At 73.9% G+C, this 22,999-nt stretch carries 20 protein-coding genes; 11 read left to right on the top strand and 9 right to left on the bottom strand.

All coding sequences use genetic code 11. The features are described 5' to 3' along the window. Window positions 1–23: 23 nt before the first annotated feature. From M4D82_RS04955 to M4D82_RS04935, 5 genes are all read right to left on the bottom strand, one after another. The gene (locus M4D82_RS04955) at window positions 24–1,574 is read right to left on the bottom strand and encodes a nitrosuccinate lyase (RefSeq protein WP_249764863.1); all 1,551 of its coding nucleotides are present in this window, start codon (window positions 1,572–1,574) and stop codon (window positions 24–26) included. After that, the gene (locus M4D82_RS04950; RefSeq protein ID WP_249764862.1) at window positions 1,574–3,562 is read right to left on the bottom strand and encodes an FAD/NAD(P)-binding protein; all 1,989 of its coding nucleotides are present in this window, start codon (window positions 3,560–3,562) and stop codon (window positions 1,574–1,576) included. The genes M4D82_RS04955 and M4D82_RS04950 overlap by 1 nt, the downstream gene beginning before the upstream one ends. Window positions 3,563–3,599: 37 nt before the next feature. Then, complete coding sequence (locus M4D82_RS04945) at window positions 3,600–5,171, bottom strand: class I adenylate-forming enzyme family protein (RefSeq protein ID WP_249764861.1); 1,572 nt, start codon at window positions 5,169–5,171, stop codon at window positions 3,600–3,602. A gap of 66 nt (window positions 5,172–5,237) precedes the next feature. Continuing rightward, window positions 5,238–5,777: an SRPBCC family protein gene (locus M4D82_RS04940; protein ID WP_249764860.1), complete on the bottom strand. Its 540-nt coding sequence runs from the start codon at window positions 5,775–5,777 to the stop codon at window positions 5,238–5,240. A gap of 104 nt (window positions 5,778–5,881) precedes the next feature. Next, the gene (locus M4D82_RS04935; protein ID WP_249764859.1) at window positions 5,882–6,865 is read right to left on the bottom strand and encodes an NADPH:quinone reductase; all 984 of its coding nucleotides are present in this window, start codon (window positions 6,863–6,865) and stop codon (window positions 5,882–5,884) included. A gap of 210 nt (window positions 6,866–7,075) precedes the next feature. On the opposite strand from M4D82_RS04935, the gene M4D82_RS04930 reads away from it, so the two are divergent. The 6 genes from M4D82_RS04930 to M4D82_RS04905 all read left to right on the top strand — a co-directional run bounded on the left by M4D82_RS04930 (window position 7,076) and on the right by M4D82_RS04905 (window position 12,972). Beyond that, entirely contained in the window at window positions 7,076–7,525 is a 450-nt protein-coding gene (locus M4D82_RS04930; RefSeq protein WP_249764858.1) for a GNAT family N-acetyltransferase, read from the top strand. A 68-nt stretch (window positions 7,526–7,593) separates the two neighbouring features. Then, a complete protein-coding gene (locus tag M4D82_RS04925; RefSeq protein ID WP_249764857.1) occupies window positions 7,594–8,037 on the top strand; it encodes a hypothetical protein in 444 nt (147 codons plus the stop codon). Between the two features lie 4 nt (window positions 8,038–8,041). Then, on the top strand, window positions 8,042–9,259 hold the full coding sequence (locus tag M4D82_RS04920; protein WP_249764856.1) for an NAD(P)/FAD-dependent oxidoreductase: 1,218 nt from the start codon (window positions 8,042–8,044) through the stop codon (window positions 9,257–9,259). Window positions 9,260–9,358: 99 nt separating this feature from the next. Beyond that, window positions 9,359–10,885: an FAD-binding oxidoreductase gene (locus M4D82_RS04915; protein ID WP_249764855.1), complete on the top strand. Its 1,527-nt coding sequence runs from the start codon at window positions 9,359–9,361 to the stop codon at window positions 10,883–10,885. 67 nt (window positions 10,886–10,952) lie between these two features. Next, on the top strand, window positions 10,953–12,485 hold the full coding sequence (locus M4D82_RS04910; protein ID WP_249764854.1) for an APC family permease: 1,533 nt from the start codon (window positions 10,953–10,955) through the stop codon (window positions 12,483–12,485). Between the two features lie 64 nt (window positions 12,486–12,549). Beyond that, window positions 12,550–12,972: a universal stress protein gene (locus M4D82_RS04905; protein ID WP_249764853.1), complete on the top strand. Its 423-nt coding sequence runs from the start codon at window positions 12,550–12,552 to the stop codon at window positions 12,970–12,972. On the opposite strand, the gene M4D82_RS04900 is transcribed toward M4D82_RS04905, so the two are convergent. Further along, complete coding sequence (locus M4D82_RS04900; protein WP_249764852.1) at window positions 12,969–13,760, bottom strand: hypothetical protein; 792 nt, start codon at window positions 13,758–13,760, stop codon at window positions 12,969–12,971. The two genes, M4D82_RS04905 and M4D82_RS04900, sit on opposite strands and share 4 nt — an antisense overlap. A 377-nt stretch (window positions 13,761–14,137) precedes the next feature. On the opposite strand from M4D82_RS04900, the gene M4D82_RS04895 reads away from it, so the two are divergent. The 3 genes from M4D82_RS04895 to M4D82_RS04885 all read left to right on the top strand — a co-directional run bounded on the left by M4D82_RS04895 (window position 14,138) and on the right by M4D82_RS04885 (window position 18,144). Then, window positions 14,138–15,622: an FUSC family protein gene (locus tag M4D82_RS04895; RefSeq protein WP_249771469.1), complete on the top strand. Its 1,485-nt coding sequence runs from the start codon at window positions 14,138–14,140 to the stop codon at window positions 15,620–15,622. 243 nt (window positions 15,623–15,865) lie between these two features. Beyond that, window positions 15,866–17,005 (top strand): nitric oxide synthase oxygenase, encoded by a 1,140-nt coding sequence (locus tag M4D82_RS04890; protein ID WP_249764851.1) that lies wholly within the window; start codon window positions 15,866–15,868, stop codon window positions 17,003–17,005. A 53-nt stretch (window positions 17,006–17,058) separates the two neighbouring features. After that, window positions 17,059–18,144, top strand: a complete 1,086-nt coding sequence (locus M4D82_RS04885; RefSeq protein ID WP_249764850.1) for a lactonase family protein — start codon at window positions 17,059–17,061, stop codon at window positions 18,142–18,144. Between the two features lie 74 nt (window positions 18,145–18,218). Here M4D82_RS04885 and M4D82_RS04880 read toward each other — a convergent pair whose 3' ends face one another. From M4D82_RS04880 to M4D82_RS04870, 3 genes are all read right to left on the bottom strand, one after another. Next, the gene (locus M4D82_RS04880; RefSeq protein ID WP_249764849.1) at window positions 18,219–19,139 is read right to left on the bottom strand and encodes a sirohydrochlorin chelatase; all 921 of its coding nucleotides are present in this window, start codon (window positions 19,137–19,139) and stop codon (window positions 18,219–18,221) included. 110 nt (window positions 19,140–19,249) lie between these two features. Then, window positions 19,250–19,936 carry a uracil-DNA glycosylase gene (locus M4D82_RS04875; RefSeq protein WP_249764848.1) on the bottom strand — a complete coding sequence of 229 codons (687 nt, stop codon included), beginning with the start codon at window positions 19,934–19,936 and terminating at the stop codon, window positions 19,250–19,252. 103 nt (window positions 19,937–20,039) lie between these two features. Continuing rightward, entirely contained in the window at window positions 20,040–21,128 is a 1,089-nt protein-coding gene (locus tag M4D82_RS04870; protein WP_249764847.1) for a WD40/YVTN/BNR-like repeat-containing protein, read from the bottom strand. 213 nt (window positions 21,129–21,341) lie between these two features. On the opposite strand from M4D82_RS04870, the gene M4D82_RS04865 reads away from it, so the two are divergent. Together M4D82_RS04865 and M4D82_RS04860 are read left to right on the top strand one after the other, a co-directional pair. Continuing rightward, window positions 21,342–22,442: an NADH:flavin oxidoreductase/NADH oxidase gene (locus M4D82_RS04865; protein ID WP_249764846.1), complete on the top strand. Its 1,101-nt coding sequence runs from the start codon at window positions 21,342–21,344 to the stop codon at window positions 22,440–22,442. 112 nt (window positions 22,443–22,554) lie between these two features. Further along, entirely contained in the window at window positions 22,555–22,917 is a 363-nt protein-coding gene (locus M4D82_RS04860) for an ArsR/SmtB family transcription factor (protein ID WP_249764845.1), read from the top strand. Window positions 22,918–22,999: the final 82 nt, after the last annotated feature.

Genomic DNA, 22,999 nt, shown 5'->3' with positions numbered 1-22,999 from the left:
GGGTCGCCCGGGGCCTCAGCGCCTCAGGGCCTCAGCGCCCGGTCGACGAGGGCGCCCGCCGCGCCGGTGTACCCGGCCGGGTCGCACAGGGCGGCCACGGCCTCGGGGTCGAGGACGCCCACCAGTTCGGCGGAGCCGGCGAGGACCTCGGCCAGCGGCCGGCCCTCGTCGGCGGCCGTACGGGCAGCCCCGTCCAGCAGCCGCCGGGCGGCGGCCTTGCCCAGGCGGGGCGCGAGGACGGCCGCGACCCGCTCGGAGACGACCTGACCGCCGGTCAGGTCCAGATTGGCGCGCATCCGCTCGGGCCGGACCTCCAGGCCCTCCGCCAGCTCGGCCGCCGTGTAAGAGGCCCCGCCGACCAGGCGCAGGCACTCGCGCAGCAGCAGCCACTCGGCGTGCCAGGCGCCCGCCGAGCGTTCGTCCTCCGACACCAGGGAGGCCGTCAGGGCCCCCGCCAGCGCCGGCACCTGGAGGGCCGCGCTGCGGATCAGCGTGGACAGCACCGGGTTGCGCTTGTGCGGCATGGCGGACGAACCGCCCCGCCCGACGCCGCCCGGCTCGGCGACCTCGCCGACCTCGGTCCGGGCCATCCCCTGCACGTCCACGGCGATCTTGCCGAGGGCGCCCGCGGTGAAGGCGAGCGCCGCGGCCAGGTCCGCGAGCGGGGTGCGCAGGCTGTGCCAGGGCAGCACCGGCCGGGACAGCCCCGTCTCGGCGGCGTACGCGGCGGTGAGCCGGTCGTAGTAGGAGCCCGGCTCGTGCAGGCCGCCGGGGCCGTCGGCGGCGTCGAGCACCGCGTACTGCACGTACCCGGCCAGCGTGCCGGCCGCGCCGCCCAGGGCGACGGGCAGGCCCCGCTCCTGGACCCGCGTCAGCCGCTCCTCGGCCTCCCGGACCAGCCGCAGCCAGCCCGCCGCCTTCAGCCCGAAGGTGGTCGGCACGGCGTGCAGGGCCATGGTCCGGCCGGCGATCAGGGTGTCCCGGTGCTCCCCGGCGAGGGCGGCCAGCGCCTTCGCGGTGCGCTCCAGGTCGTCCCGTACGAGGGCCAGCGCGCGGAACGCGACCAACATGGCCCCGGTGTCGAAGATGTCCTGGCTGGTGGAGCCCCGGTGGACGTACTCGGCGGCCTCGGGGGCGTCGGCGGCGACCACCGCCGTCAGGGCGCGGACCAGCCCGACGACCGGGTTCGCGGTCTCCCGCGCCGCCAGGGCCAGGGCGCGCAGGTCCAGGCGTTCGGCGCGGGCCGCCTCCGTGATCGCGTCGGCGGCCGGCCAGGGCAGGGTGCCGAGCCGGGCCTGCGCGCGGGCGAGCGCCGCCTCGGCGTCCAGCATGGCCTGGAGCCAGGCCGGGTCGCCGGTCGCCGCCTCGACGGGGGTACCGGCCCGGACCGGCGACAGCAGCCCCGAGTCCGGGGCGACGGCCGGACCGGACGCCGAAGCGGCCCCGGCCGGGCCCCCGTTCGGACGGTCGACCGGATTCCGGGTCGGGTTCCCGGCCGGGTTCCCCGTCGACCCGGTCGGGCCCACGAGGCGCAGGCCGCCCGCGGTACCCGTACCGCCCTGGCCGCCCGGCATCAGACGATCACTCCGGTGAGGTCGGTCCCGGCGTCCACCGGGGCCAGACCCGCCGGCACGTGCGCGACCGCGGGCAGTGCCAGGACCGCGCGGGCGATGGCGTCCGAGTCGCCGAGCGTCACCGAGTCCACGCCCGGCCGGATGCCGGCCGCCGTCACCCAGTGCACGGACTCCGTGGGCACCCCGTAGGCGAACCGCCTCGGATGCGCCCGGCCTCGCGCGTCGACCATGTGGAACGGTCGCTCCGTGACCGCCAGTCCACCGGTCTCGTAGCTGCCGCCCTGCACCGCCTCGATGCGGTACGGGGTCGCCTGGTCGGTGTCGAGCAGGTGACGCAGCAACGGGTCGGCGGTGCGCCGCAGGTCCGGCTCCGGCAGCCGGGCCTCGATCAGCGCCGTCGCGCGGATCGCCGGGCCGGGCACCACCGAGGACTCCGCCACGTACAGCTGGGCGGTGGTGTCGATGCGCACCTGCACCCCGGGGCCGAGGACGGTCAGCACGCCCGCCTCGATCAGCGCGGCCATCTCCTCGATGCGGGAGGCCGGCGGACCGATCGACAGGAAGGCGTTGAGCGGCGTGTACCAGCCCTCCAGGTCGTCGCGGTGGGAGGTGCCCTCCAGGCCACCGTGGTCGACCGCGAGCCGGATCTCGTTGCGCAGGTCGCGCAGGACGTCGAGGGCCGCCTTCACGGGACCGTTGACGTTGCCCTCCTTCGCGGCCGTGACATCGCGCGCCAGGTACTCCAGCAGCCACGCCGTGAAGTCCTCGCGGCCGGTGAACTCCCGGTCCCCGTACGGCCGCGACAGCCGCTCCCAGTCCCAGTGGTCCTCGGGCGCGATCCCGTGCCGGGCGAGCAACGGCGCCGGATCGGCGTCCGGCTCCAGCGCGAGGTAGGCCTCGGTGAACGCCTCGCGGTGGACCGCGTCCCGTCCGCGCCGCGCCAGCAGGGTGGCGTAGTAGACGCTCTCGACCTCACGGGAGATCAGCGGCCACAGGTCGGCGCTGAACGTGACGGGGGTACCGCCCCGGGCGTCCCGCTTGAGCGCGGAGATGAACTCCGGGGTGAGCAGCCTCGGGTGGTAACGCCCGTGCGCGCCCTTCTCGTTCTCGCCGCGCGCGTGGTACGGGATCCCGCGCCGCGAGAACGCGTACAGCCGGGGCTCCTGCCCCGACGGCCGGTAGACCAGCCGCTCGCCCTCGCGGACGAACTCCCCGCCGCGCCCCGCCGTCAGCAGGGCCATGTGGTCGAAGAAGTTCAGGCCGAGACCGCGCAACAGGACGTTCTGGCCGGCCTGGATGCCGCTCAGGTCGAGGTCGGCGGGGTTGGCCGGGGTGAGGTACGTCAGGTGGTGGATCCGGGCCAGGCTGGCCGTCCGGGCCTCCCGGCTGGTCAGCCGGGCCGCCACGTGGCCCTGCGCCATCACGATGGCGTCGAGGGAGTTCAGCCGGACCCCGTCCTCCAGGCGCACGCCCTGCGGGCCGCCGGGCACGCCGTGCGTGTCGGCCATGGCCACGGCCCGGGTGCGGTGGACGTGCACGGTGACGTGGCCCGGGGCGCCCTCGACGACCCGGCGGAAGCAGTCGGCGAGGTAGGTGCCGTAGAAGGCGCGCGTCGGGTAGGTGTTGGGGCCCATCCGGCGGGCCTCGGCGAGGGTGGCCTCGTCGTACGTCTCGCGGTCGCCGAGCAGCGCGAGGCCCTGCGCCCACTCGTACAGGCTCGGCCCCGGCTCGATGGGGCCGTCGATGCGCACGCTGTGGTCCGTGAACACGGTGATCTGCGAGGCGACGGTGTTCATCAGCAGTTGCCGGGACTGGGCGGTGCGCCACACGGTCCCCGCGCCGGGGGCGGACGGGTCCACGACGTGCACGACGACGGCCTCGCGCGAGGGCGCCGTCCGTTCGGCGGCGATCAGCCGCTCCAGGACCGATAACCCGCGCGGCCCGGCGCCGATGACGGCGAGCTCGATGCGGCTCTTCTCGGATGTCATTCGGGGTTCTCCTTTTCCCGCGTCGGTGCGCGAGGCGTCAGTGGGTGGCTTCCCGGTCGCCGAGCAGGCGGGCCAGCTCCAGGCGCTTGATCTTGGTGGTGGCCGTCTGCGGAAGGTCCTCCAGCCGCCACTGCACCGGCTCCGCCAGCGGCGGCAGGTCGGCCACGGCCGACTTCCAGGCCCGCGCGTCGAGCGGCTTGTCGTCGCGGGTGCTCACGACGGGGACGGCGGTGCCGTCGGGGCCGGGGATGATGATGACCTCGACCAGTTCGGGCACGCGGGTGAAGAGCTTGTCCTCGATCTCCAGGGTGCTGCGGACCCCGGGGATCTCGTCGACCTCCCGGTCCAGCAGGTGCAGGCAGCCCCACTTGGTGCGGTAGCCGACGTCGCCCATGCGCCACCAGCCGTCGTTGACCTGCTTCTCCCAACGGGCGTGCTCGCCGAGGTAGCTGATGATCCGGCCGTCGCTGCGGACCTCGATCCAGCCCGGGTTGTCCCGGTCCGGCGGGTTGCCGTCGCGGCTGACGACCCGTACGCCCGTCATGCCGGGGAAGGGCACGCCCATGCAGCGGCCGTTGAAGTCGGCGCCGTCCTTGGGGGAGTACGTGCGGGCCGCGATCGGGCCGACCTCGCTCTGGCCGTAGGCCTGGGCGAAGCGGCGGCCCTTGCGGGCGGAGGCCTGGAGCAGCCGGTTCACGGTCCGGGGGTGGATCGCGTCGAAGGTGCTGGAGAAGTACTTGACGTTGGCCAGCGGCCGGCGCGGGTCCTCGGCGAGCACCTCCCAGCGCAGGAACGTGTTGGGGTGCGCCTCGATGAAGCCCGGCGGCACCTGGCTGAAGATCTCGCCCACCGTCTCCGGGTCGTCGTCGCGCAGCACGATCAGGGGGTGTCCCTGGAGTACGGCGATGGGCATCGCCGTGAACATCCGCGAGTGGACGAACGACACGTGCACGGCGATCGGTTCGCTGCGCCGCACGGCCGTGGAGACGACCGTCGCCTGCGGCCGGTAGCGGGCCTGGAAGCTCGTGCCGGTGTGCACGGCGAGCTTCGGGGTGCCGGTGGTGCCGGAGGTGTGCGTGATCAGGGTGGGGTGGTCGGCGGGCATGCTGACGGCCGGCACCCGGGGAGCCCCCGCCAGCGCCGCGAACGCGGTCGCGCCGGCGAAGTCGCCGGAGGCGAGCAGGACCTTCCGGGACAGGCCCATGACCTCGTCCGGCAGCGAGTTCTCCAGCTTCTCCTGGTCGGTCACCAGGAAGGGCCGCCCCACCCGGCGCAGCAGTTCGGCGACGGTCGCGCCGTCGAGCTTGGGCGACAGCAGCACCGGGATCGCGCCGATCCGGGCGATGGCGCAGGCCAGGAGCGTGATGTCGAAGCCGTCGCCCTTGTGCACCACGACGTGGTCGCCGGGGCGGACCTCGACCGACCAGAGCCGGGAGGCCAGTTCGGCCACCAGCTCGGCCACCTCGGTCAGCGTGGCCCGCCGACCGAAGGCCGGTGCGATGTCGAGGTCGTGATCGAGGATCACGAAATTGCCGGGGTGCCGGGCGGCCGCGCGATCGAACAGCGTGCCGAGGCGAATTCCCTTGTTACCTATGCGCTGGAGAAACATCCGTCACTCTCTCGTCCTGAATTCCCGATGGTGAATTCTTTGCGATTCTCTCGTCCGGTCGTTCGGTCAGCCCTTCTCGATGACATCCCGGATCCGGAGGAGAGTGGCGTCGAGGTCCTTCTCCAGTTTCGCCGTCCAGTCCTCCACGAAGCGCTTGCGACCGTCCTCGTCCAGGTCGGCGACGATCTTGTGGATGCCGGCGGTGGCCTTGCCCATGCGGAAGTGGTGGGTGAGCGTCGTGCCCTCGCCGTCGGCCTCGACGTCGAAGCCCCAGATGCTCTCCTGGTCCTCCTGCGCGTGCGTCAGCATCATCCAGCGGAAGGTCCGGCCGGGCTCGGCCGCCGTGACCCGCGCGTCGGTGTACCAGGTGCCGCGCACCAGCGGGGCCCAGGCGACGACCTGCTCGCTGCGGAGGTTCTCGCCGCGGAAGATGGAGCCCACCTGCGAGGGCTCACCCGAGATCCACTCGCCGCCCATGCACTCCGGGCTCCACTCGGCGCTGCGCGGCAGGTCGCTGACGACCGCGTACACCTCTTCGGGGGTGGCCTTCACGTGAATGCGGGCGTCGAGTTCGAAAAGCGGGGAGGTTTCGATGATGTTCGTCATGGCTGAAATCCTGTCCTTGTCGATCGGGGTCGGTCAACGATGCGAAAAGAGATCCGTCAGGTCCGTTCGCTCGGGGCCCTGTATTACGGAAGCGAACGAAATGCTCAAAGGGGGTCGGCCACACGCAGGACGAGCTTTCCGCGCACCTCGCCGGCGTCGAGCCGACGGTGGGCCGTCCCCGCCTCGCTCAGCGGCAGGACCTCGGTCGCGTGCGGCTTCAACACCCCCTCGGCCAGCAGCCGGTTGATGTTCGCCGCCGCGTCGGCGAGCTCCGAGGCACGGGCATGGGAGATGGCGAAGCCGTGCACCGAACGGTCCTGGAGGTACAGGGCGCCGGCCGGCAGCACCGGACGGGTGCGCAGCCCCGCGAGGATGACGATCCGGCCGCGCGAGGCCAGCAGGTCCACCGCCGTCTCCAGGTCGTTGCGCCCCGAGGTGTCGATGTGCAGGTCCACCCCGTCCGGCGCGACCTCCCGGATCAGCGCGGGCACGTCGTCCGCCCGGTAGTCGACGGCGTGGCTCGCACCGAGCGAGCGGACGTACGCCGCGTCCCGCCCGGACGCGACCGCGATCACCCGGGCACCCGCCCGCGCGGCCATCACCACCGCCGCGCTGCCCACGTTCCCGGCGGCGCCCAGGACGAGCACCGTCTCACCGGACCGGACCCGGCCGTGCGTGAACAACGCCAGGTGGGCGGTGGCCGCCGGGTGCGCGAGCGCCACCGCGTCGACCGCGTCGACGCCCGCCGGCAGGTGGTAGAGCCGGTCCACGGGTACGGCGACCCGCTCGGCCGCCGCGCCCTGACGGCCCGCGTGGCCCAGGCTGTTGCACCACACCCGGTCGCCCGGCGCGAACCCGGGCGCTCCCGGACCGGCCGCCACGACGGTGCCCACGAGGTCGCGCCCGATGACGAAGGGGAACGGCACCGGCGTCCGCCAGGCGCCCGAACGCACGAAGGTGTCCACGTGGTTGACGGCCGTGACCTCGACGTCGACCAGCACCTCGTCGTCACCCGGCACGGGCGGGGGCAGTTCGCCGTGGCGGATGACGTCAGGAGGGCCGAGTTCATCTATGTAGGCAGCTCGCATGCCCCGGAGTCTGGTGGGGGACGAGGGGCCCGAGGCGGCCGGAGGCGATCAACGCCCGAGGTCCGTCACCTCCTCGCCGCTGGTGTGTCACCTCACCGCTCCGGCGGCCTCGGCGGCCGGCCGGCTTCCGTCAAGTCCCGCCGGGACACGTCAAGTCGTACGCCGTCCGCACTCCACCGGCGGTCCGGCCGGCCCTCGTAGCCTGCCGCCATGACCACGTCCGTGACCCTGCGCCGGCTCCCCGCCGGCGACCCCAGGATCGGCTCCGACGTCGGCCCGCTCATCAGGACCCTGCGGCCGGCGCTCGACGCCGACGGCTTCGCCCGCTTCAGCGCCGAAGCCCAGGCGCAGGGACTGGAGTTCACCGCCGCCTACGACGAGTCGGGCCGCTGCCTGGGCGTGGCCGGCCACCGCGCCCTCGCCACCAGCCGGGGCCGGGTGCTGTTCGTCGACGACCTCGTCACCGATCCCGCCCTGCGCTCCGGCGGCATCGGCGAGCGGCTGCTGGACGAGCTGAAGTCACTGGCCCGCGCCCTGGACTGCGTACGGATCGAGCTGGACTCCGGAGTCACCAACCAACGGGCCCACCGCTTCTACCACCGACACGGACTGACCATCACCGCCCTGCACTTCGCCGTCGACACCGCGGAGACCCCGTAGTCGAATTCAAGCCGTCGCCTTGCCGGTTCTTGGTCATGCCCTGCGCGCGGCCCCGCACGCTGGCCGACATGACCCAGCACGTTCCCGCGACGACCCGCCCCGCGCCCGCGGAGCCGGCCGTCCTCCACCCTGCCCACGCACCGCGGCACGCCCACGCGCCCCAGCATGCCCGCGCCCTCACCCGGGCGCTGCGCCACGACATCGAGGCGGCCCACTGGGCGCCCACGTCCCTCGAACGCCGCCTCTGCGAGCTGCTGCTCACCGCCGCCGCCGGCGACGGCGCCCTCACCGCGCCCCGCGTCCGCGCCGCGCTCGCCGAGGGCGCCATGACGTTCCTCTTCGAGAACGACGGCCGCCTCGCCGCCCTGCTGGCCTCCCTGCTGCCCCTGCTGACGGAACCCGCCGCCGACGCCGCCGACCCCACCGCCGCCGCGGCCGTGGACGACGCGTACGCCCTGCTGGACCGGATCACCCGGCCCGCCGCCCCGGCGCTCGCCCGCGCGGAAGGCTGAGCCGGTGCCGGACATCCTCGTCGTCGGCGGGGGCTTCGCCGGCGTATGGGCCGCCGCCGGGGCCGTCCGGGCCCTGCGCGCGGCAGGCAGGGAGCACTCCGTCGCCCTGATCAGCCCCGGTGACGACCTCGTCCTGCGCCCGCGCCTCTACGAAGCCGACCCGCACACCCTGCGCGTCCCGCTCGGCCGCGTCCTCGACCCGGTCGGGGTGCGACGCACCGCCGCGACCGTGACGGGCATCGACCCCGCCGGGCGCCGCGTCACCGCCCTCGACGCGAACGGCCGCGCCCTGACCCTGCGCTACGGCCGGCTCGTCCTGGCCAGCGGCAGCCGCCTGGTACGGCCCACCCTGCCCGGAGCCGAGCTGCTGTTCGACGTGGACGCCCTGGACTCCGCCACCGCCCTCGACACCCACCTGCGCGGTCTGCCCGCCCGTCCGGCGGGGCCCGGCCGGTACACGGCCGTGGTCGTCGGCTCCGGCTTCACCGGCCTGGAGACGGCCACCGAACTCGTCGGCCGCCTGCGCGCGCTCGCCGCCCCGCACGGGGCCGAGGCCGAGGTCCGCGTGGTCCTGCTCGAACGGGCCGACACCCTCGCGCCCGGCCTCGGCGAAGGCCCCCGCCCGGTCATCGCCGGGGCGCTCGACACCCTCGGCGTCGAGACCCGGCTCGGCACCTCGCTCGCCCGGGTCGAACCCGACGCCGCCGTCCTGTCCGACGGAACCCGGCTGTCCGCCCGTACCGTCGTGTGGACCGGCGGGGTCCGCGCGAGCGCGCTCACCACCCTGCTCCCGGCCCCCCGCGACCCGCTGGGGCGCCTGGAGGTCGACGAGTTCCTCCGGGTGCGCGGCGTCCCCGGGGTGTACGCGGCCGGCGACACCGCCGCCGCGCGCGCCGACTCCGGGCACCTCACCCTGCCGAGCTGCCAGTACGCGATCCCGCTCGGCAAACACGCCGGACACAACGCCGCCGCGAGCCTGACGGGCGCCGAACCGCTGCCGTTCGCCCCCGCCCCCTACGTCACCACCCTGGACCTCGGCGACGCCGGCGCCGTGTCCACCACCGGCTGGGAGCGCACCGTACGGCTCACCGGAGCCGAGGCCAAGACCCTCAAGCGGACCCTCACGAGTGAGTGGATCCGTCCCCCGCTGGACGACGCCGACGAACTGCTGCGCCAGGCCGACCCCGCCTTCCGCACCCGCCGCCCGGCCGCCACCGCCTGAGCCGGCCCCCCGAAACCCCGAACTTCCCGAACCCCCCGAACTTCCCGAACCCCCCGAACTTCCCTGACTTCCCTGACTTCCCGAACCGGAGATCCCCGCATGATCAGCAGACGCACCGTCCTCAGAGCCGGCGCAGCGACCGGCGTCACCGCCCTCGCCGCCTCCGGCGTGGCCCTCGTCCCCGCCGCCTTCGCCGGCGGCCCCGCCCCCTTCGACACCCTCCGCGCCCGCCTCACCGGCGACCTGATCCTCCCCGCCGATCCCGGCTACGACCACGCCAAGCAGCTCCAGATGGCCCGCTACGACGTGATCCGCCCGCAGGCCGTCGCCTACTGCGCCAACAGCGCCGACGTCGTCCACTGCGTCCGCTTCGCCCAGGACCACGGCCTGCCCACCGCCGTCCGCAGCGGCGGCCACAGCCAGGCCGGCTACTCGACCACCACCGGCCTCGTCATCGACGTGTCCCGGCTGAACAGCATCCGCCCCGGTCGCGGCACCGTCCGCCTCGGCCCCGGCAGCCAGGGCGTCGACATCCTGAACACCCTGGCCCCCCTCGGCCTCCAGCTCGGCTCCGGCACCTGCCCCACCGTCGCCGTCGGCGGTTGGGTCCAGGGCGGCGGGCTCGGACTGACCGCCCGCGCCTTCGGCATGGGCAGCGACCGGCTCGTCTCGGCCCGGGTCGTCCTCGCCGACGGCTCGATCGTCGACGCCTCCGCCGACTCCCACCCCGACCTGTACTGGGCCCTGCGCGGGGGCGGCGGCGGCAACTTCGGCGTGGTCACGGACATCGAGCTGCGCCCCGTATCAGTGCCCTCCATGAGCGTGTACACCCTCACCTTCGACGGGGCCCACGCCGTCGACGTGATCCTCGCCTGGCAGGACTGGATCACCGAAGGCCCCCGCGAACTGGCCTCCGAGCTGCTCGTCCTGCTCCCCGAGGACTCCCCCGAGGGCACCGCGCCGACCGTTGTCGTCTCCGGCGCCTACCTGGGCGCGCGGGCCATCGCCGACCGTCACCTCGACCGGCTCGTCCGGGCCGCCGGTCGGCCGAGCGCGAGCCGCGAGGTCGCGGAGCTCCCGTACCAGCAGGCCATGATGAAGGTCTACGGCTGTGGGGACGCCGCCGTCGAGGAGTGCCACCGCATCGGCTACTCGCCCCGCGCCCGGCTGCCCCGCGAGAACTACGCCACCTACCGCAACGTCTACTTCAACCAGCGGTGGAGCCGCGCCACCGCCGAGGCCGCCCTCGCCGTCCTGCACACCGACCCGCAGCCCGGCCAGTTCCGCTTCCTGGGGCTCTTCTCCTACGGCGGCCGGATCAACGAGGTCGCCCCCGGCGCCACCGCCTTCGTCCACCGCGACGTGCTGTTCGAAGCGGGCTTCCAGGTCGGGCTCGCCGTCCCCGAGCCGGCCCGCGAGCAGCGCGAACGCGCCCAGGCCTGGGTCGACGGCGGGTACGCGAGCCTGTACCCGCGCTCCAGCCGGCGCTCGTACCAGAACTACATGGACCCGGCGCTCACCAACTGGCGCGAGGCCTACTACGGTCGCAACTACGCCCGCCTCCAGAGCGTCAAGCGGACCTACGACCCGCACCGCTTCTTCCGCTTCGCCCAGGCCATCGACTGAAAGCACCGAAGCGACCGTCCGGCGGCCCCGCCTCGCGCGGCGGGGCCGCGTGCCCGACGATGCGTACATGGACGACGACGCCGGCGCCGACGGGCCCGGTCGGGGCCTCGCCGACCCGACGCCCCCGCCCGAGGCCGAACCGGGCCTGAAGGCCGACGCGATCGGCTTCCTCGACGCGCTCGTCATCGGCCTGAACTCCACCTCGCCGGCGTACTCGCTGGCCGCCGTCATCGGCCCCATCGTGGCCCTCGCCGGCCTCTACGCGCCCGGCGTGATGCTGGCGTCGTTCGTACCGATGCTCCTGATCGCCGCCGCGTTCTACTACCTGAACCGGGTCGACCAGGACTGCGGCACCACCTTCTCCTGGGTGACCCGGGCCATGGGCCCCTGGGCGGGCTGGCTCGGCGGCTGGGCCATCGCCATGACCGGCGTCCTGGTCATCGGCTCCCTCGCCGACGTCGCCGTCCACTTCGGGCTCCTCGCCGCCGGCCTCGACGACTGGGCCGCCAGCGCATGGGTCCGCCAAGGCCTCACCGTCGTGGTCATCCTCGCCATGACGGCCGTCTGCGTCATCGGCACCGAGATGTCCGCCCGGGTCCAGGACGTCCTGATCCTCGCCCAGGTCTTCTTCCTGCTCGTCTTCGCCGTCGTCGCGCTCTACCGCGTCTACGCCGGCACCAGCACCCTCGACGGAACCACCCCCTCCCTCGGATGGCTCAACCCCTTCGGCGCCGGCGGCACCGCCCTCACCGGCGGCCTGCTGCTCGGCGTGTTCATCTACTGGGGCTGGGAATCGGCCGTGAACCTCACCGAGGAGGTCCACGACTCCGCCACCGCCCCCGGCAAGGCCGGCATCTGGTCGACCATCGTCCTGCTCGTCACCTACCTGTCCGTCGGCTACGCCGTCGTCGCCTACGCGGGCACCGAGTTCCTCGCCGCGAACGCCGCCGAGGAGGAGGCCGTCTTCGCCGTCCTCGCCCACGAGGTCATGGCCGGCTGGGACTGGATGGTGCTCCTCGCCGTGTGCACCTCCGCGCTCGCCTCCACCCAGACGACGATCATCCCCGCCTCCCGCACCGCCCTGTCCATGGCCCGCCGGCACGCCCTGCCCCCGCACCTCGCCCACATCCACCCCCGCTTCCGCACCCCGGACGTCAGCACGTGGTGGGTGGCCGTCATCGCCATCGGCTGGTACCTCGTCGTCAACCGCATCAGCGAGAACGCCCTGCTGGACTCCCTGACGGCGCTCTCCCTGCTCATCGCCTTCTACTACGCGCTCACCGGCCTGGCCTGCGCCGTGTACTACCGCCGCCACCTGCTGGAGAGCCCGCACAACCTGCTGCTGATCGGCGTCGGCCCGCTCGTCGGAGCCGGCCTGCTGGCCTGGCTGCTGGTGGAGTCCGTCCACGACATGTCGAACCCGGAGAACTCCGCGAGCGGCGTCTCCTGGTTCGGGCTCGGACCGCCGCTCGTCATCGGGATCGGCATCGCCGTCGTCGGCGTGCTCCTCATGTGCTTCTGGCGGATCCGCGACGGCCGGTTCTGGCGGGAGCGGCGCGGCGTGGTCGATCCGGCGCTGGTCCACCGCAGGAAGAGTTGACCGACCCCGCAGCCGACGAGCCGACGAGCCGGAAGCCGATGACCGGGAGAGCCGAGGAGACCCGATGTCCGTGGTCCTGGGATACGACGAATCACCCGGCGCCGAACGCGCCCTGCGGGTCGCCCTGGAGGTGGCCGCCGCCTTCGGCGAACCCCTGGTCCTCGTCTACGGCGCCGCCGCGCCCGGCGGCGGCGGCGAGGAGTACCGGGCCCACCAGGAAGCCGTCCGCCAGGCCGGCCGCAGCGCCCTGGCGCGGGCCGTCGCCGCCGCCGACGAGGCGGGCGTCCCCTCGACCGTCGAGGTCGTCGACGAGAAGCCCGCCCAGGCCCTGCTCGACGCCGCCGAACGCCACGGGGGCCGGGTCATCATCGTCGGCAGCTGGGGCGACAGCCCCCTGCGCGGCGCCCTCCTCGGCTCGACCCCGCACAAGCTCCTGCACCTGTCCCGGGTGCCGGTCCTCTGCGTCCCGACCGAGGAGGAGTCCTAGGACGCGCCGCCCTTGGCGAACTTCTCCCACTGGGCGGTGACGATCTCCTGCGGGACCCCGCCGAAGTCGGTCGTCGCGATGTGGTCGGAATCGAAGGACAGGGTCACCGAACCCGAGCGCACCAGCGTCAAGTACTGGTACAGGGAGATCTTCTCGTCCTTCACGTCCCGCGTCACGATCCGGTACGCGCGGGCCTCGTCGCCGATCGCGGGCGCGTTGACCTCCTCCACGCGCAGCACCTTGGCCTCGGCCAGCGCGCGGTCCTCGGTGTAACCGCCCGCGCAGCTCTTGCCGGCCTCCGCCAGTGAGGCCATGGCCGCCTTGGCGGCGCTCTCGTGCGGGTAGGAGCGCAGGAGGATCGCGGTGCTCACGTCGAGGGGCTTGTCGGGGACCCGTACGGAGCCGTACGCCTGCGCGGTGTGGCCCGCCTTGCCCAGGGTGGTCAGGGGAGTGCAGTGCGCCGGGGTGGCTTCGTAGATCTCGCTGAAGGGCTCGTCGAGCACGGGCTCGGAGACCTCGTAGCGGCCGACCCGGGTGGCGGGCGTCAGGAGGAGTTCCTTCAGCCGGTCCGCGCCCGGTCCCGGGATGCCGACGGGGCTCGGGCTCGCCGAGGGGCTCGCGGCCGCGCTCGCACTCGCACCGGCACTCGCACCGGCACCCGCTTCGGCCCGGTCGCCGCCCGCGCCCCCCGCGCCCCCCGCGCATCCGGCCGTACCGACCGCCAGGGCCGCGACGGCGGCGAGGCCCGCCACCCGTCGGATCGTTCCGCTGTTCCCCACCACGCGCATGCCGCCGCCGTCCCCCGTTGATCGTGCCGAAAGGCCGATTGTGCAGCACGCCCGGCGGTCCGTACGCGGCGGGAGTCGGTTGCGGGTCAGGCGCGCACGACCCGGGCCGGGTACGTGGGCGTTCCATTGGCCCGCCCTGGCCCACGGATGGCTCGTACCGCTGGGCCAATGGCCCACCTGTTACCGGCTCACTTGAGCCAACGCACCCCGGATGCTTATCTGTGCAGTATCCATGTACTTACGGCGCCACGCCGGACGGCAACGAGGCCGCTCCAACCGTGGCGCCTTCGCCGTGCCCCGACACCGCCCACCACCCCGGGCGGCAGGCGGCCCGGCGTGCTCCATCGCAAGGGGGGCGGCACACCGCCGTGAAGAGGATGTTCGTGGCTCCGGATCCGGGGCGCCTGAGGCTCAGGAACTCGGCTCGCGCCGTCGTCGGCGTGGGGCTCGCCGTCGCCGTCTCCGAACTGGCGGGACTCTCCCTGACCGCCTCCATCACCGGCGGGCTCGCCGCCCTGCTGGCCCTCTTCACCGTCATGGACCCGACCGTCCGCGCCCAGCGGGTGACCACCGCCCTGCTGCCCGCCGCCGGCTTCCCCGTCCTGGCGCTCGCGACCACCCTGCACGGGATGCCGCCCGTCCGCGACGCGGCCTTCCTCGCCGTGGTCTTCGCCGGGGTCTACGCCCGCCGCTGGGGGCCGCGCGGCCACGCCCTCGGGATCTTCGGCTTCATGATGTTCTTCGTCACCCAGTTCCTGCACGCCCTCCCCGCCCAGCTGCCCGAGCTGTACGCCGCCGTCGGACTGGCCCTGCTCGCCTCCGGCGCCGTCCGCTTCCTCCTCTGGCCCATCGAACGCCGCACCCCGCCCGCCCCCGCCCCGCCCGCCCTGCCCGGCACCGGACTCGGCCGGCCCACCACCCGGCAGGCCTTCCAGGCCACCGCCGCCTGCGGCTTCGCCCTGGCCATCGGCCAGGCCCTGTCCGAGGACCGCTGGTACTGGGCCGTCGGCACCGCCTGGTGGATCTTCGTCAACACCGCCTCGCGCGGCGAGACCCTGGTGCGGGGCTTCCGCCGGGTCCTGGGCACCGTGATCGGCATCGCCGCCGGACTGCTGATCGCCGTACCGCTGCACGGGGCGCCCGCGCCCACCGCCGCGCTCGTCGCCGTCTGCGTCTTCGGCATCTTCTACACCGCGGCCCCCTCCTACTCCTGGATGATGTTCTTCGTCACCGTCATGGCCGGACTCCTGTACGGCCTCCTCGGCGTCCTGCACCCCGGCCTGCTGCTCCTGCGCTTCGAGGAGACGGCCGTCGGCGCGCTCGGCGCCGCCCTCGCCGTCGTCCTCGTCCTGCCCGTCACCACCCACGCCACGAACGACGCCTGGATCCAGCGGGCCCTGCGCCGCGTCCACGCCGCGACCGCCGAGGCCACCGCCCGCCTCGCCGGCTCCCCGACCGCCGACCCCGGCCCGCACGCCGCCGAGCTGGAGGCCCTGCTCGCCCGCGTCCGGATGGCGCTCGCCCCGCTCGTCCACCCGCTGAGCCCCTTCCGCGCCCGCAAGGCCCGCGCCCGCGAGGTGATCGCCCTGCTCGACGACTGCTCCCGCGAGGTACGCGGACTCGTCGCCGTCGCCGCCGACCCGGACGCCTCCCACGACGCCCGCCTCGCCGCCGCCTGTTGGCGCGTCGAGGCCGCCGTCGAAGCCCTCACCGCGGGCGCCCCCGCACCCACGCCCGAGCCCCTCCCGCACGCCCCCGAGGCCGGTCCCGCCCTGGCCCACCTCCACGGCCTGGAACGCGCCCTCACCGCCCTGGCCCACCCCCTCCACAGCTCCCGCCCGTCCCCGTTGGTCGACGCCTAGGAAGCCTCCGGAGGTACCGTCGGGGACGGGGTCGTAGCGGGCCCCAACTCCCGGACGGGCGGGGATGATACGTCGGCTGCGACCCCCTCCGCAGGCCGACAGGTGAAGACCACTCGGACGTGTACTCCGGCCCTCGCATCCCCGCAGCGCTGACCTGCGGCATGTACAACGGGTGATTGTTCATTGCACATTCATCCGGCATGTACAGGGTGGATCTGGTCGGACAGGGGGTAACCGCCCGGGATGGAAACACTTCAACAGCACTCCGACGCCGCTCAGGTGTGGGAGGAAGCCGAGGAGTTCATCCGGCTCTTCCATCGGGAGAACCGGGAAGCCGGTGATCCGAGGGCCAGGCTGGCCGCCGTACGGGCCGAGCTCGCGGAGACCGGCACCTACCGCCACACCCCGGAGGAGCTGGTCCACGGCGCCCGGGTCGCCTGGCGCAACAGCAACCGCTGCATAGGCCGGCTCTACTGGAACTCCCTGCGGGTCCGCGACCGCCGCGAGCTGACCGAGGGTTCGGAGATCGCCGACGAGTGCTTCGAGCACCTGCGGGAGGCCACCAACGGCGGCCGTGTCCGCCCCACCATCACCGTCTTCGCCCCCGACGCCCCCGATCGCCCGGGGCCGCTGATCTGGAGCGAGCAGCTGGTGCGCTACGCCGGCTACGGCGACCACCCCTCCGTCACCGTCGGCGACGCCCGCAACGCCCCGCTCACCGAGGCCCTCCTGCGGCTCGGCTGGTCGGGCGGCGCCGGCACCCCCTTCGATCTCCTCCCGCTGGTGGTCCAGGGCGTGAACGACAAGCCCCGGTGGTTCGACACCCCGGCGGACGCCGTGCTGGAGGTGCCGATCCGCCACCCCGACGCGCACGACGACTGGTCCGACTGGGACCTGCGCTGGCACGCGGTCCCGGCCATCTCCAACATGTGCCTGGAGATCGGAGGCATCCACTACCCGGCCGCGCCCTTCAACGGCTGGTACATGGGCACCGAGATCGGCGCCCGCAACCTCGCCGACACCGACCGCTACAACCTCCTGCCCGCCGTCGCCCGCCGGTTGGGCCTGGACCTCTCCAGCGACCGTTCCCTCTGGAAGGACCGCGCGCTGGTCGAGCTCAACCGGGCGGTGCTGGACTCCTTCGACCGGGCCGGGGTCACCATCGCCGACCACCACACCGAGTCCCGGCGCTTCCTGAACCACCTGGAGCGCGAGGAGCGCAAGGGGCGCGAGGTGGGAGCCGACTGGTCCTGGATCGTCCCGCCGATCTCCGGATCCGCGACCCCGGTCTTCCACCGGACGTTCGAGGACCGTCCCAGCACCACGGCTTACGTGCATCACGTCGGGGCCCAGGAGCGGGCCAAGGGACGGGACTTGGTCTAGACCTTCTGTTACCGTCTCCGGCAGGATCCGGGACGGCGGAGAGAGGGGCACCAGTGAACGGCGCGGGCAGGACGGACGGTACCGAAGGTACGAGCCGAAGCGGCGGACACCGGGCCTACATCGGCTCGTTCACCTCGGGGGGCGGCCGCGGTGTCCTCACCGCGACCGTGGATCCGGTCACCGGGGCGCTGACCCCGCTCGCGGTGACCGGCACCCTGCCGGACCCCTCGTACCTGGCGCTGGATCGAAGCAGCGGTGTGCTCTACGCGGTCAGCGAGAGCGACGAAGGGGCGGTGGGGGCCTTCCGCACCACCGCCGGGGGACTCGCCGCGCTGGGCCCCGCCGTCCCCGTCGCCGGCTCCGGCCCCACCCACATCGCGCTCGCGGGCTCGCGCCTGCTGACCGCCAACTACACGTCCGGCAGCGTCAGCAGCCTGCCCCTCGACGCCGAAGGAACCCCGCGGGGCCCGGCCACCGTCCTCGCCCACACCGGCGCCGGCCCCGACGCGGCCCGGCAGGAGGGCCCGCACGCCCACCAGGTGGTGCCCGACCCCACCGGCCGCTGGGTGCTGAGCGTGGACCTCGGCACCGACTCCGTACGGGTCTGCGCGCTCGACCCGGCCGACGGCGCGCTCCGCGTGCGCGCCGAGGTCGCGCTGCGCGCCGGGACCGGACCGCGCCACCTGGCCTTCCACCCCTCGGGCGCGGTGGTCTACGTCCTGCACGAGCTGGAGCCGCAGCTGACCGTCTGCCGCTGGAACGCGAACGCCGGGCTGTTGGAACCGCTCCGCGAGGTTCCGCTCGCCCCCGAGGGCGCTCCGGACGGCGTACGGGCCTACCCCTCGGCGGTCGTCGCCGCGCCGGACGGCCGCTTCCTGTGGGTGGCCGTGCGAGGCACCGACACCCTGGCCACCTTCTCCCTCACCGCGGACCCGACGCTGCCCCGGCTCACGGACACGACCTCGAGCGGCGGGAGTTGGCCGCGCGACCTCGCCGTCGACCCCTCGGGGCGCCGGCTCTACGCGGCCAACGAACGCTCCGGGGAGGTCGTCTGGTTCGACGTGGACCCCGAGAGCGGCCGGCCGCGCCGCTCCGGCGCCCTCCCCGTGCCCGCCGCGACCTGCGTGGTGTTCGGCTGAGGGTGCGGGCCCCGACACGCTACGAGGGCCCGTACCCGGACGTCACGGGTGCGGGCCCTCGTCGTAGAGGTGCGTCAGTGCGCGGCGGCGTTCAGGCTGATCCCGAGGGCGGCGCTGAACTGCGCGACGGCGAGCTTGCCGAGGGCCGGGTAGGCGCCGAGCACCTCGGCCGCGGCGCAGTCGGCCTCCTTGCAGGCGGTGTCCAGCAGCCCGTCGGCGGCCTCGGGGCCGATCAGGTAGGGCGCCAGGGCCAGCTGCGTCGATCCGGAACCGCGCAGCTCGGCGGCGACGGCGGCCACCGAACCCTCCTGGTCCAGCGCGGCGGCGATGACGGGCACCGCGAGGCGGGCCGCCAGCAGCATGCCGGTGATCCCGGCGGCCTGGACGGCCTCCTCGCCACCGGTGGTGGCCAGGATGATGCCGTCGGCGGCGGTGGCCACGGTGAACAGGCGGGCCCGGTCGGCGCGGGCCAGCCCGGCCTCCGACAGGCGCACGTGCAGGCCCTCGGCGAGCAGCGGGTGCGGGCCGAGTACGTCGGCCAGTTCGGCGGCGGCGGAGGAGTCCATCAGCGCCTGGCGCACCCGGCGCAGCAGATCGCCGTCCGGGCCGGCCAGCAGGGGTACCACGACGGCGTCCGGGCCGGTCGGCGCGGGCACCTCCTGGCCGGTCGCGCGGGCGAACTCCGCGCGCGCGTTCCGCTCGTCGGCGACGGCCGTCAGCACGCCGGAGAGCGAGGGGAACTCGGAGCCCTCCGAGTCGTCACCCTCCAGGTAGCCGATGCGGGCGTCCAGGCCGGGCAGCTCGGAGCGGCCGATGCTGAGGATCTCTTCCGCGAGCCCTCGCGAGGCGGCCGAGGGGGCACCGGGCACGGCGAGCACCAGCGCGGGGGCGCCCTCGGGCGCCACCGCGGGCTCGGGCCGGCGGTGCCGCCCGGTCTGGCGGGGTCGCGGCATTCGTACGGGCAGGCCGTTTGCGGGCCCAGTGGGGGAGCTCATGGCGCCGCATGCTACTGGGTTATCGGAACGGGGTGTTCGGGCAGGGCCTGGTCAGGCGGTATCTGTCCGTATTTATCCGGTGAATGTCCGCGTTCCATGTCATATACGGTTCAACCGATTGAGGGCAGGCGCCAGTCGACGGGCTGTGCTCCCTGACGCGCCAGCAGCTCGTTGACCCTGCTGAAGGGCCGCGAGCCGAAGAAGCCGTTCCCGGCGGACATGGGGGAGGGGTGGACGGACTCCACCGCCGGCAGCTCGCCCAGCAGCGGCCGCAGGTTGCGGGCGTCGCGCCCCCACAGCACCGACACCAGCGGCGTGCCGCGCGCGGCCAGGGCGCGGATGGCCTGCTCGGTGACCGCCTCCCAGCCCTTGCCCCGGTGGCCGCCGGTCTTGCGGGGCGCGGTGGTCAGCGCGCGGTTGAGCAGCAGCACGCCCTGCCGTGTCCACGGCGTCAGGTCGCCGTTGGCGGGACGGGGCAGCCCGAGGTCGGTGTGCATCTCGCGGAAGATGTTGTCCAGGCTCGGCGGCACGGGCCGCACGTCCGGCGCGACCGAGAAGGACAGGCCCATCGCGTGCCCCGGGGTGGGGTACGGGTCCTGTCCGACGATCAGCACCTTCACCTCGTCGAAGGGCTGCTGGAACGCGCGCAGCACGTTCGCCCCCGACGGGAGGTAGGTGCGGCCCGCCGCGATCTCGGCGCGCAGGAAGTCGCCCATCGCGGCGATCTGCGTGGCCACCGGCTCCAGAGCACGGGCCCAGCCCGGCTCGACGATCTCGTTCAACGGTCGTGCTGCCATGGTTGATCACTCTACTGGCCCACACCGACAGCGGAATCCGCCTCGGTCGGGCGGCGGCTCGGCTCGGCTCGGCTGGGCTGGGATCGGCTGGGCTGGGCTCGGCTCAGCTCAGGACGGCCGCCCGTACGCACAGGACGTCCGGCAGGTGCCCGGCCAGGAGTCGCCAGCTGTCGCCGTCGTCGTGGCTCGCGTACAGCTCGCCGTTGCGGTTGCCGAAGTAGACGCCCGCCGGGTCCGCGTCGTCCGTGCACAGGGCGTCGCGCAGCACGGTGCCGTAGTGGTCCTCGTCCGGCAGGCCCCGGGAGAGCGGTTCCCAGTCGGCGCCCGCGTCCCGGGTGCGGAAGACCCGGCAGCGGTGCTCCGCCGGGACGCGGTCGGAGTCGGCGTTGAGGGGGAAGACGTAGGCGGTGTCGGGGTGATGGGGGTGGGCGGCGACGGCGAACCCGAAGTCGGAGGGCAGCCCGGCGCCGATGTCGGTCCACTCGGCCCCGGCGTCGTCGCTGCGGTAGACACCCCAGTGGTTCTGGAGGTACAGCCGGTCCGGGTTCCCCGCGTCCTGGGCGATCTTGTGGACGCACTGGCCGAACTCCGGTCGCGGGTCCGGCAGGAACACCGCCGAGACGCCGTGGTTGGACGGGGTCCAGCTCTTGCCGCCGTCCAGGGTGCGGAAGACGCCGGCGGTGGAGACGGCCACCGTCACGGCGTCCGGATCGGTCGGGTCGGTGATCACCGTGTGCAGGCCCTCGCCGCCGCCGCCCGGCACCCACGCGGAGCGGGTCGGATGCTCCCACAGCGGGCGGATCAGCTCGAAGGACTCGCCCCGGTCGGTCGAGCGGAACAGCGCGGCCGGTTCCGTACCGGCGTACACCACGTCGGGGGCCTCGGGGCCCGCCGGGTGCAGCTGCCAGACGCGCTCCAGGGAGGCGCCGGTGTCCTGCGGGAACTTCACGGCGGGCGCGGCCGGCTCCCGCCAGGTCGCGCCCAGGTCGTCCGAGGTGAAGACGGACGGTCCCCAGTGCGCGCTGTCCCCACCAACGAGGAGGCGCGGCGTCGGCCCGCGCCGGTCGATGGCGACGGCGGACACGGCCTGGGCGTTGAAGTGCGGGCCGTCGAACTCCCACGGACCATCCCCCCGCCGCCGGCCGATGAACAGCCCCTTACGGGTCCCCGCGAGCAGTAGCAGATCGGTCATGGCCGATACCTCCGGACGTTCGAGCCCACACGGTTCATCGCTGCGCCTTTTGGGCCAGTGTGCACCCGACCGCCGACAACGCGACGGCGCGGCACACGGGCGACGACCTTCTTTGTACGGGATCTCTCGTACTACGAGAGATTTCGTAGTACGGTGTCTCTCGTACTTAGCGCCGATCCCCGGTGCGTGTCCGGTGACATCTGGAGTCCTGCCATGAGTGCTGCGCCCGCCGCGTTCGCCACCCTGTTCCAGCCCTACACCCTCCGCTCGGTGACCATCCCGAACCGGATCTGGATGGCCCCGATGTGCCAGTACAGCGCCGAGGCCTTCGGCCCGAACGCCGGCGTGGCACACGACTGGCACTTCACCCACTACGCGGCCCGCGCCACCGGTGGCACCGGCCTGATCATCCAGGAGGCCACCGCCGTCTCCCCGGAGGGCCGCATCAGCCCCTACGACCTCGGCATCTGGAACGACACCCAGGTCGAGGCGCTGCGCCGGATCACCACCTTCGTCAAGGCCCAGGGCTCGGTCCCCGGCATTCAGATCGGCCACGCCGGCCGAAAGGCGTCCACCGACCGCACCTGGAAGGGCGGCGCCCCCGTCGGCCCCGACGGCGACGGCTGGCTGCCCAGCGCCCCGAGCCCCGTGCCCTTCGCGGAGGGCCACCCGGTGCCGCACGAGCTCACCGTCGAGGAGATCCGCGAGATCACGGACCAGTTCGCGGCCGCCGCCGGGCGCGCGCTCGCCGCCGGCTACGAGGTGCTGGAGATCCACGGCGCCCACGGCTACCTCATCGGCGAGTTCCTCTCCCCGCACAGCAACCGGCGCACCGACTCCTACGGCGGCTCCTTCGAGAACCGCACCCGCTTCGCCGTCGAGGTCGTCGACGCCGTCCGCGCGGTGTGGCCCGAGGAACTCCCGCTGTTCTTCCGGATCTCCGCCACCGACTGGCTGGACGGGGACGGCTGGACGGCCGACGAGACCGTCCGGCTCGCCGACCTGCTGCGCGAGCACGGCGTCGACCTGCTCGACGTCTCCACGGGCGGCCTGGCCCCGCACGTGAAGATCCCCGTCGGCCCCGGCTACCAGGTGCCCTTCGCGGCCCGCGTCAAGGCCGAGACCACCCTGCCCGCCGCCGCCGTCGGCCTGATCACCGAACCCGAGCAGGCGGAGAAGATCCTCGCCAACGGCGAGGCCGACGCCGTCCTGCTGGGCCGGGAACTCCTGCGGGACCCCTACTGGGCCCGCCGGGCCGCCCGGGAACTGGGCGCCGAGATCCCCGTTCCGAACCCGTACCACCGCTCCTGGTGAGCGCCGTACGGCCCGGGGCCGCCACCCCCGCCCCGGGCCGTACACCGCCGTCGCACAGCCGGTCCTACGACGGTTCTCGTACGATGGACCCACCTATGGAGCGGAGCTGACCATGACGGAGCGTGACACGGCCCGTGCCCTCGCCCACCCCGAACGGGACGAGATCCGGCTGGAGGGCGTCCTGCACGCCCTCTCCGACCCGATCCGGCTGCGCATCGTGTGTGAACTCGCCGCCTCGGAGGCCGAGTTGGCCTGCTCGTACTTCGTCCTGCCGGTCACGAAGTCCACGACCACCCACCACTTCCGCGTCCTGCGCGAGAGCGGGGTCATCCGCCAGACCTACCGGGGCACCGCCAAGATGAACGGGCTGCGCCGCGCCGACCTCCAGGCGCTCTACCCCGACCTGCTCGACAGCGTCCTCGCCGCGGCCGCCGCCGAGGAATCCCGCCTGCCGAAGGCTCCGGCCACCGGCTGAGCGGCCGTTGCCGGTCCGCGCACCGCTCGTTGACCCCGCCGACACGGGTGGACGACGCACGGAGACGAGGGACCGGCGTGGC

The organism is Streptomyces sp. RerS4 (assembly GCF_023515955.1).
Taxonomy (GTDB): Bacteria; Actinomycetota; Actinomycetes; order Streptomycetales; family Streptomycetaceae; genus Streptomyces.
This window is presented reverse-complemented; position numbering and strand designations above follow the sequence as displayed.

Bases quoted from the DNA above. Each gene is read 5' to 3' on its own strand.
- M4D82_RS04870 (WP_249764847.1), bottom strand. From the start codon at position 21,128: ATGACCGATCTGCTACTGCTCGCGGGGACCCGTAAGGGGCTGTTCATC.
- M4D82_RS04900 (WP_249764852.1), bottom strand. From the start codon at position 13,760: ATGCGCGTGGTGGGGAACAGCGGAACGATCCGACGGGTGGCGGGCCTC.
- M4D82_RS04910 (WP_249764854.1), top strand. From the start codon at position 10,953: ATGGACGACGACGCCGGCGCCGACGGGCCCGGTCGGGGCCTCGCCGAC.
- M4D82_RS04915 (WP_249764855.1), top strand. From the start codon at position 9,359: ATGATCAGCAGACGCACCGTCCTCAGAGCCGGCGCAGCGACCGGCGTC.
- M4D82_RS04955 (WP_249764863.1), bottom strand. From the start codon at position 1,574: ATGCCGGGCGGCCAGGGCGGTACGGGTACCGCGGGCGGCCTGCGCCTC.
- M4D82_RS04895 (WP_249771469.1), top strand. From the start codon at position 14,138: ATGTTCGTGGCTCCGGATCCGGGGCGCCTGAGGCTCAGGAACTCGGCT.
- M4D82_RS04890 (WP_249764851.1), top strand. From the start codon at position 15,866: ATGGAAACACTTCAACAGCACTCCGACGCCGCTCAGGTGTGGGAGGAA.
- M4D82_RS04865 (WP_249764846.1), top strand. From the start codon at position 21,342: ATGAGTGCTGCGCCCGCCGCGTTCGCCACCCTGTTCCAGCCCTACACC.
- M4D82_RS04945 (WP_249764861.1), bottom strand. From the start codon at position 5,171: ATGTTTCTCCAGCGCATAGGTAACAAGGGAATTCGCCTCGGCACGCTG.
- M4D82_RS04950 (WP_249764862.1), bottom strand. From the start codon at position 3,562: ATGACATCCGAGAAGAGCCGCATCGAGCTCGCCGTCATCGGCGCCGGG.
- M4D82_RS04875 (WP_249764848.1), bottom strand. From the start codon at position 19,936: ATGGCAGCACGACCGTTGAACGAGATCGTCGAGCCGGGCTGGGCCCGT.
- M4D82_RS04940 (WP_249764860.1), bottom strand. From the start codon at position 5,777: ATGACGAACATCATCGAAACCTCCCCGCTTTTCGAACTCGACGCCCGC.
- M4D82_RS04860 (WP_249764845.1), top strand. From the start codon at position 22,555: ATGACGGAGCGTGACACGGCCCGTGCCCTCGCCCACCCCGAACGGGAC.
- M4D82_RS04930 (WP_249764858.1), top strand. From the start codon at position 7,076: ATGACCACGTCCGTGACCCTGCGCCGGCTCCCCGCCGGCGACCCCAGG.
- M4D82_RS04925 (WP_249764857.1), top strand. From the start codon at position 7,594: ATGACCCAGCACGTTCCCGCGACGACCCGCCCCGCGCCCGCGGAGCCG.
- M4D82_RS04880 (WP_249764849.1), bottom strand. From the start codon at position 19,139: ATGAGCTCCCCCACTGGGCCCGCAAACGGCCTGCCCGTACGAATGCCG.
- M4D82_RS04905 (WP_249764853.1), top strand. From the start codon at position 12,550: ATGTCCGTGGTCCTGGGATACGACGAATCACCCGGCGCCGAACGCGCC.
- M4D82_RS04935 (WP_249764859.1), bottom strand. From the start codon at position 6,865: ATGCGAGCTGCCTACATAGATGAACTCGGCCCTCCTGACGTCATCCGC.